We start from the raw sequence: 6890 nt of genomic DNA on the forward strand, positions 1-6890 counted from the left end.
CATAGATATAATTTAGTATATATCTGAAAAAAAATATTCTGTGACACTGTTTCATATTTTATAATTTGCTGTTTTCAAACAAGTTTGAACAAACGGGAAAAAACAATTGACACTGTATTCTCATTTAAAAAAATCTCCCAAAATTTAGTTCCAAAGGAGCATTTGTGGAGATGAAAAAGAATAAAAAAGAAATCAATGCAATTATAAATAAATTTATCGGCAGGAAAGGAGCGTTAATCCCTCTTTTACAAGAGATTCAAGCAGTTGAAAAATATTTAGCAAAAGATACAATGCGATATATCTCCGAAAAAACAGGTATTAAATTATCTGAAATCTATGGAGTTGCAACTTTCTATACCATGTTCCGCTTGAAACCGCAGGGTAAACATGTTATCAGAGTTTGCAAAGGTACCGCCTGTCATGTTTCCGATGCGAATTCAATAGCTTACGCAATAAGAAGTGAACTAAAATTAGGAGAAGATGAAGATACTACCGGAGATGGACTATTCACAGTTATGGAGGTTGCCTGTCTTGGTTGCTGCAGTCTCGCTCCTGTGATTATGATAAATGAAAATACTTATGGAAAATTAACTCCAAAATCCATTCCGAAAATTCTGAAAAAATACATCTAAGAAATGATAAATTAGAAATTTGAATGAAAAAATGAAGAATAATATTATTCAAGATAAGAGCTTCCATTTTTCTTTAACGATTATTGAATTATACAAGATTTTAAGAAAAAATATGGAATATGTTATACCAAAACAACTTTTGAGAAGTTCTACCAGTATTGGAGCTAATATAGAAGAAGCTATTGGAGCTAAAAGCAAAAAAGATTTTTTAGCAAAAATGTATATTTCTCTGAAAGAAGCAGGAGAAACAAAATATTGGTTAAACCTCTTAGATATAAGCCAATTGGTTAAATATGGTTATTCAAGTTACTTAACTAAGATCATTGAAATCATTAATGTTCTAAAAAAATCACAAAAACTACTTATGAAAATATAAATAAATGAAACATAACAAATTTAAAATTTCTCATTTAAAATCTATAGTTTAAATTTATAATTTGCTAAGGAGGAAATTTGAATCTTCAAATCAAAGTCGGAATGGCAAGTTGCGGACTTGCTGCCGGTTCCGGAGAAGTTTATACTGCTATCGAAGAATACTTGAAAAAAAATAAGATCGACGCGTCTCTCAAAAAAACAGCCTGTATTGGCATGTGTTTTGCCGAACCTTTAATGGAAGTTTCATCAGATGAAGCGGAAGCTATTACTTATGGTTATGTTACTTCTGAAAAGATCGAGCAGATCATCGAATCTTTTCAAAAAGGAGAACCATATATTGAAAATGCGATCTTATCCAAAAGAATAAAAGCTTCTGAAAATGAAAATTATCAACAGCAGACAAGGATCGTACTCAGGAATTGCGGAATAATAGATCCGGAATCTCTCGATGATTACCTTGCTAACGATGGTTATAAAGCATTGGAAAAAGCTTTGAAAGAACTAAGCCGGAAAAACATTATCGATGAGATTAAAAAATCCGGTTTGAGAGGAAGAGGAGGAGCCGGATTTCCAACCGGTCTGAAATGGCAATTTGCTCATGATTCTAAAAGCAAAAAGAAATATATTATCTGCAATGCCGATGAAGGTGATCCCGGAGCTTTTATGGATCGAAGCGTCTTGGAAGGAGATCCGCACAGCGTTATCGAAGGAATGATCATCGGAGCTTATGCAATCGGCGCTGATGAAGGATATATTTATTGCCGGGCAGAATATCCTCTGGCAATAAAACATCTGCAGAAAGCAATTGCAGATGCGGAAAAAGCAGGTTTTATCGGGAAAAAAATTCTGGGAACCGATTTTAATTTCAAACTCCACATCAAAGAAGGAGCAGGAGCTTTTGTCTGCGGAGAGGAAACTGCTTTGATGAGCTCGATCGAAGGTCAGAGAGGAATGCCGAATATCAGACCTCCGTTTCCGGCTCAATCAGGTTTATGGCAGAAACCAACTAATATAAATAATGTGGAAACTTTTGCCAACATTGCCTGGATAATCATTAATGGTGCTGAAAAATATGCTGCTTATGGAACTGAAAAAAGTAAAGGAACAAAAGTTTTTGCGTTAGCCGGAAAAATAAAAAACAGCGGCTTGATCGAAGTTCCAATGGGAATGTCATTGCGGGATGTGATCTATAAAGTTGGCGGAGGAATGAAAACCGAAAAACCGTTCAAAGGCGTTCAACTCGGAGGACCATCCGGAGGTTGCGTTCCGGAAAGCCTTCTCGATACGGTCGTCGATTATGATTCTATCAACAAAACCGGTGCTATAATGGGTTCAGGTGGAATGGTAGTGATGGATACTTCAACCTGTATGGTAGATGTGGCGAAATTCTTCCTCAACTTTACTCAAAACGAATCCTGCGGAAAATGTACATTTTGTCGGATCGGAACAAAAAGAATGCTGGAGATTCTCAATAGAATTACAGAAGGTAAAGGTAAGATCGAAGATTTGGATACCTTACAGGAGCTGGCTGAAAATATCATTAAAGGTTCATTATGCGGCTTGGGACAAACAGCTCCGAATCCTGTTCTGACAACTCTAAAATATTTCAGGGAAGAATATATTGCACACATCGAAGAAAAGAGATGTCCGGCTGGTGTTTGCACGGCTTTACTGAAATATGAAATTATTGAAGAAAAATGTATTGGGTGTACTGTTTGTGCAAAAAAATGTCCGGTAAATGCTATTTCTGGTGAAGTAAAAAAACCTCATCTTATTGATCAAGAGATATGTACAAAATGCGGTGTTTGTTATAATGCCTGCAAATTTGAAGCAATTAAAAAGTATTAAAGGAACGGTCCCGATGATTAATATTAAATTAAATGGTAAAGAAATTCAAACCGAAGCCGGAAAAACGATCCTGCAAGTTTCTAATGAACATGGAATCGAAATTCCAACCTTATGCCACGACAAAGAACTGAAACCATTTGGTTCTTGCTGGCTATGTGCGGTTAAAGTCGAAGGCAGAAGAGGATTTGTAACTGCCTGCGGAACAGATATTTTAGATGGAATGGAGATTACTACCGATTCGCAAGAAATCAGAAAAGCCAGGAAAATGGCTTTGGAACTCCTCTTGTCCGATCATTATGCAGATTGTGAAGCTCCATGTAAAATCGCCTGTCCTGATAAGGTAGATGTCCAGACTTATGTTTCTCTGATCGCTAACGGACAGCATCACGAAGCAGTTAAAGTCATCAAAGAAAACCTGCCCATGCCGCTCTCTATCGGTAGGGTTTGTCCTGCTTTTTGTGAAGCAGAATGTCGTCGCACAATTGTAGATGAGCCGATCGCGATCAGACAATTAAAACGATACGCGGCTGATTTTGACCTATTCGATGATTGGTCATATATTCCGGAGAAAGCTCCTATAAAAAATAAAAAAATTGCAATTGTGGGAGGAGGACCTTCAGGTTTGACCTGTGGTTATTATCTCTCCAATAATGGTTACAATGTTACTGTTTTCGAGTCAGCTCCAAAAGCAGGAGGTTGGCTTCGGTACGGAATCCCTGAATATCGACTGCCAAAGAAAATACTTAATAAAGAGATTAAGCTGATGTGTGTTAATGGAATGAAAATAAAGACTAATGTCGAAATCGGGAAAGATATTTCTTTATCGAATTTGAGCAAAAAATATGATGCTGTTTATCTTGGAATCGGAGCCCAGAAAGCAGTTCCTATGCGTGTTAAGAACAGCGAACTGAAGGGTTGTTTCCTGGGAGTAGATTTTCTGAAAGATTTCATTCTCGGGAAGAAGATCAAACTCGGAGAAAAAGTAGCCATTATTGGAGGAGGAAATACTGCTATCGACTGTGCCAGAACATCTAAAAGAATGGGTTCGGATGTAACTCTTATTTATCGTCGCACCCGCAAGGAAATGCCGGCAGAAGCTTATGAAGTAGATGCTGCCGAAGAAGAAGGGATTAAATTCCATTTCCTTACAAATCCGGTTGAAAATATTGGAAAAAATGGTGTTCTGAAAACAATCAAATTAGAAAAAATGAAACTTGGCGAACCTGATCAGAGCGGAAGAAGGAGACCTGTGCCGACAGGCGAATTTTTCAATGAAGATTTTGATTCTATAATCGCTGCTATTTCCCAATCTCCTGATGTTGATTTCCTGACAGAAGATGCAAACAAAATCGATGGTAAAGAAATTCCATTAACCCGCTGGTCAACCTGCGAAACTCCTGATGAGACGATGTATTCAGGGATTGCCAATATTTTTGCAGGAGGAGATTTCCGCCGAGGTCCGGCAACCGCGATCGAAGCAATTGCAGATGGAAGGATTGCAGCAAATGCTATCGACCGTTTTTTACAAGGGAAGCTAAATAAAAAAACTCTTCAACTATTCAATTCCAGAAAAGAGAAAAAATTGAAAGATGTAGATCCAAATGAATTCAAACAATACGAAAAAATCCCGCGTTTCAAGATGCCGGAATTAGATCCGGAAATAAGATGCACAAACCATAAAGAAGTTGAATTGGGATTTGAAGAAGAAGATGCCAGAGCTGAAGCAGACCGTTGTCTGGAATGCGGTTGTCAGGACAATACTACTTGTGCTCTGCGAAAATATGCAACTGATTATGAGATCGATGCTGACCTTTTTATGGGCGATAAAAATAAACATCCGATCGATCACACGCATCCGTTCATCCTGCGTGACGCAAATAGATGTATTAAATGTGGTCGTTGTGTTCGCATCTGTTCGGAAGTGCAGGGTCCAGGTGTTCTCGGTTATATTTTCAGGGGTTTTGTCAGTTATGTTGCTCCCGAATTTGGTGAAAGTCTGACCAAAACAACCTGTGAATCTTGCGGAAAATGTATCGAGGTTTGCCCGGTCGGAGCTCTTGTTTCCAAAAATCAGAATTATAAACTTAATCCTCATGTTGTTGAAAAAATAACCCAAAATTGCGGTCTTTGCGGAACCGGTTGTAAGATCGATGTTAATGTTCAAACTGATAAAGTGACAGTCATTCAACCAGCAGCAGAAGCAGATTTCAATGACAGAAATTTGTGTTTTGCAGGTAAATTCGGTTGGCAGATACTGGAAGATAAAGAAAGAATTATTATCCCTTATAAAAAGGTCGATTCCACCTGGGAAAAAATAGATGATTGCTGGGAAGAATTCGGGAAATGTATGGAATTTCATAACCTGATCCAAGACAACCTGGCTAAAGCGAAAACCAGAAAAATATATGTTTCCGCAATGTGTTCCAATGAAGAAATTTTGTTGATGAAAGATATTGCGGACACGATCGGAGCTGATATTTCCTCTTTATCTTATGAAGAAAGTTTTGTCGATGATATCAAACTCGATAAAACTTACCGGGATCTGGAACAAGCTGAAGCAATTGTGATCATCGGTAAGATCAGTCATACTTTGAAAATCCTGGCTCGAACTCAACAGAGAAAAGGTAAAAAACTTATCCTGATCACAGATGAGGAAAAGGAATTCAATAAATTTGCTGATGAACAATTTAATGATAGCGGAATTGAGAATACTCTGGAAAAAATAATCGCTTGTTACTACAACGATGATGATCTTGATGAAGATTGTGATATCCACGAAAAAATCGATGAACTAAAACCACCCGCAAAAACTCTTTTCATTTATAACAGCGATGATTTGACAGAAAAATCCATCTGGAATATCTGGATGTTATCGTCATTTATCTGCGATTTCTCCTCCGGTTCGGGAGTTCTTCCAACATCTAATTTTTCAAATATGCGAGGATTAAGGGAATTCGGGATCAAGGCCGGGAAACCTGAAATTTCCGATTTTGTGATAGTTTATGGAGAACATCTAAATGAAATTCAAAGAAAGACGATCGAACAAAGCAAATTCATCATTTCCATAAAAACTCATCTTGAAGCTAATGAAATTTCGGATATTATCATTCCGCAAACTTCATACCTGGAAATGGAAGGAACTGCCATCGCCAATGATGGTAGAATTACGACTTACAAAAATCCTAAAAATTCTCATCTTTTTGAAAATCTACTGGCAACTTTTAAGAATATCGGATTGCTTAATGAGAAAAAAGTTAAAAATGAATTCTGGAAAAAACAAGTTATTAAAGCTTTAAAGAAAGAAAATAAGAAAAAAATCGTTGAAAAAGAAAATCTGATCGATTATTTGAACAGCATTGAAAAAATTAAAATCGAATCACATAAACATTACAGTTTGCAGAATAATTTAATAGCAAAACTTAAACTTGCTACGAAGGAATAAAAAACATAAATGAAAAAGGCTATCATTTTTGATAACCTTTTTTTAAATTTGAGATCATCTTTAAAGTAGATTTCCGAGACTTTACGGATGGTTGAGGAATGAAACCTCCGTAATGGTTGGTGGTTTTCTCTGATTCAACCATTGCGAAGGTCTTAATCTCCTTCGGAGATTTTAACCATTCGCAAGGTTTACAGATAAACACTAATTTACATTTGTCTTCAATAAAACATCATCGATCGCTTTAATAAAACTTTCTTTGGGAAGCGCTCCCATTGCCATTTGCGGTTTTCCATCTTTGGGACAAAAAAGTAAAGAAGGAATACTTCTGATCCCAAAAGCAGCAGCAAGTTCCTGCTGTTCTTCAGTATTTACTTTGTAAATGTTGATCTTATCTTTATATTCATCTGCCAGTTCTTCCAGAATCGGAGCAACCATTTTACAGGGAGCACACCAATCTGCATAGAAATCAATCATACAAGGTAATTGTCCTTCATATTTCCATTCTTTATTCTGATCATAGTTATAAACTTTTTCTTTAAAAGTTTGCGTTGTCAAATGTTCCATTTTATCTCCTTTTTTATCATTTTTTAGAA

5 protein-coding genes are annotated in these 6890 nt (G+C 36.7%); 4 read left to right on the forward strand and 1 reads right to left on the reverse strand.

The window, feature by feature from the left end; genetic code table 11:
* Positions 1-170 precede the first annotated feature (170 nt).
* The 4 genes from nuoE (at position 171) to ENL20_02245 (ending at position 6297) form a co-directional block, all read left to right on the forward strand.
* Positions 171-632 carry an NADH-quinone oxidoreductase subunit NuoE gene (nuoE, locus tag ENL20_02230; GenBank protein HHE37372.1) on the forward strand — a complete coding sequence of 154 codons (462 nt, stop codon included), beginning with the start codon at positions 171-173 and terminating at the stop codon, positions 630-632.
* A 31-nt stretch (positions 633-663) separates the two neighbouring features.
* Entirely contained in the window at positions 664-1008 is a 345-nt protein-coding gene (locus tag ENL20_02235) for a four helix bundle protein (GenBank protein ID HHE37373.1), read from the forward strand.
* 101 nt (positions 1009-1109) lie between these two features.
* A complete protein-coding gene (locus ENL20_02240) occupies positions 1110-2855 on the forward strand; it encodes an NADH-quinone oxidoreductase subunit NuoF (GenBank protein ID HHE37374.1) in 1746 nt (581 codons plus the stop codon).
* Positions 2821-6297 (forward strand): hypothetical protein, encoded by a 3477-nt coding sequence (locus ENL20_02245; protein HHE37375.1) that lies wholly within the window; start codon positions 2821-2823, stop codon positions 6295-6297. Before ENL20_02240 ends, ENL20_02245 begins: the two co-directional genes overlap by 35 nt.
* A gap of 201 nt (positions 6298-6498) precedes the next feature.
* Here ENL20_02245 and trxA read toward each other — a convergent pair whose 3' ends face one another.
* Entirely contained in the window at positions 6499-6861 is a 363-nt protein-coding gene (trxA, locus tag ENL20_02250; GenBank protein ID HHE37376.1) for a thioredoxin, read from the reverse strand.
* Positions 6862-6890 lie beyond the last annotated feature (29 nt).

Source organism: Candidatus Cloacimonadota bacterium, assembly GCA_011372345.1.
In the GTDB taxonomy this organism is placed as follows: domain Bacteria; phylum Cloacimonadota; class Cloacimonadia; order Cloacimonadales; family TCS61; genus DRTC01.